Origin of the sequence: Streptomyces calidiresistens (assembly GCF_014141525.1) — a bacterium.
Taxonomy (GTDB): domain Bacteria; phylum Actinomycetota; class Actinomycetes; order Streptomycetales; family Streptomycetaceae; genus Streptomyces; species Streptomyces calidiresistens.
This window is the reverse complement of sequence record NZ_VKHS01000960.1, coordinates 1-1,841: the sequence shown is the minus strand read 5'-3', so window position 1 is coordinate 1,841 and position 1,841 is coordinate 1. Positions and strand designations below refer to the sequence as shown.

The 1,841-nt window shown below is 76.6% G+C and carries 1 protein-coding gene and 2 pseudogenes; all 3 read left to right on the top strand.

Annotation, left to right across the window (positions count from 1 at the left end):
• Positions 1 to 200: 200 nt before the first annotated feature.
• Positions 201 to 437 carry a metallothionein gene (locus FOE67_RS24550; protein ID WP_143624391.1) on the top strand — a complete coding sequence of 79 codons (237 nt, stop codon included), beginning with the start codon at positions 201 to 203 and terminating at the stop codon, positions 435 to 437.
• A 211-nt stretch (positions 438 to 648) separates the two neighbouring features.
• Positions 649 to 1,665, top strand: a pseudogene (locus FOE67_RS24545) (serine/threonine-protein kinase); the annotation flags it as partial.
• A gap of 107 nt (positions 1,666 to 1,772) precedes the next feature.
• A pseudogene (locus FOE67_RS31000) lies at positions 1,773 to 1,841 on the top strand (hypothetical protein); the annotation flags it as partial.

Sequence of the window (1,841 nt, the reverse complement as noted above, 5' to 3'; positions counted from 1 at the left end):
ACCCGTGGGTGCCAACCCGCGGATCACCCCGAACATTCCGCCGGCGGGGTGAGCCCCGGGCGCGCCGGGGCGGGCCGCCCGGGGATCGCGCGGAGGCGGTCCGATCCTGCTGCGCGGAGGCGGTCGGCACCCCGGACACGGCGGGCCGGCCGAAGGGCGCCGGGGAGACCGGGGCCATCGACAGCGGAGGAGTGATCGACATGGCGGCCTGTGAGGTCTGCGGCAACGAGTACCGGATGGCGTTCGAGGTGCACGCGGCGGGGGCGGTCCACGTCTTCGACAGCATCGAGTGCGCCGCCCAGCGGATGGCACCCATCTGCGAGAACTGCCAGTGCCGGATCCTGGGGCACGGCCTGGAGACGGAGGACGGCCACTTCTACTGCTGCGGGCACTGTGCCCGGGCGCGCGGCCACGCCCAACTGGTGGACCACGCCTGAGCGGGCGGCGGTTCGTTCCCGGGGTCCCGGCCGTGGCGCCGGGACCCCTCGCGCGCTCCGGGCTCCCGCCCGCCCCGGGGCGACCGATGGTGGTACGACACACGGGAACCGGGCCCCCCGGGACGGCGTCCACGGTGTCGGTGGGGGGTAGACCGTCCGGGCGGGGGAGGCGGTTCACGGCCCCCGCCGGGAGGACACGCGGGGGGCGGCGATGGCCGGAGCGGAGGATCCGCGGGAGCGGGTGACACCGGAGGACCGGGACGACCGGGACGACCGGTTGACGTTGCCGGAGGCCGACGGGCCGGGGACGGCCGGACACCGGGAGGACACCCGGGACGAGGGGTGGGTGGTGCCCGGGTACACCCCGGGCCGGGAGTTGGGATCCGGCGCGAGCGGACGGGTGGTCCTGGCCGCGCACGTGGCCACCGGCGAACCGGTGGCGGTGAAGTACCTGGAGCCGACCCTCGGGCGCGACCCCCGCTTCCGGGAGGCGTTCCGCACCGAGGCCCGGCTGCTGGCAGACCTGGAGTCGCCGCACGTCACGGCGTTGTACGAGTACGTGGAGACCACGCGCGGGGACGCGGCGATCGTGATGGAGCCGGTGCCCGGCGCCTCGCTGCGGTCCCTGCTGCGCCGGGAGGGCCCGGTGGGGCCGGAGGCGGCCCTGACGGTCCTGCGCGGTTCGCTGCTGGGGCTGGCCGCCGCCCACGCCACCGGGATGGTGCACCGGGACTACAAACCGGAGAACGTGCTGGTCACACCGGCGGGAGTCTCCAAGCTGGTGGACTTCGGCATCGCCGCGCGGCGGCCCGGCCCCCCGCCCGGCGCCGACCCCGCCACGGAACACCCCGGCGGGCCCGGGAGGTTCGGGGAGCCGGATGGGGCCGCCGGCTCGCACGGCCCCGGCGGGCCGGGCACGGTCAGCGGCACCCCCGCCTACATGGCGCCCGAGCAGTGGCGCGGTGAACCGGCCGCCCCCTCCGGCGACGTCTACGCGGCCACCGCCACCTGCTACGAGTGCCTCACCGGCGGCCCGCCCTTCACCGGCGCGAACATCGCCGAGCTGGCCCTGCGGCACACCACCGCCGAGGTCCCCCTGGAGCCCGTGCCCGAGCCGCTGCGGGAGCTGATCGGCCGCGGACTGGCCAAGACCCCCGACGCGCGCCCGGCCGACGCCGCCGCCTTCCTGCGGGAGTTGGAGGAGGTGGCGGGGGCGACGTACGGGCCTACGGCATCTTCCAACTGGAGGGCGGGATCGTCGCGCAGATCAACTGGGGGCGCTCCGAGGCGCTGCGGCGGGAGCGCATCGACTGCTACAGCGCCTTCGCGGGGGCGGTGGAGGAGTACCGGCGGGGTCAGGCGGACCGGTGGTACAGCAGGCGGCGCGACCCCGAGGGCCCGGAG

Bases quoted from the DNA above. Each gene is read 5' to 3' on its own strand.
- FOE67_RS24550 (WP_143624391.1), top strand. From the start codon at position 201: ATGGCGGCCTGTGAGGTCTGCGGCAACGAGTACCGGATGGCGTTCGAG.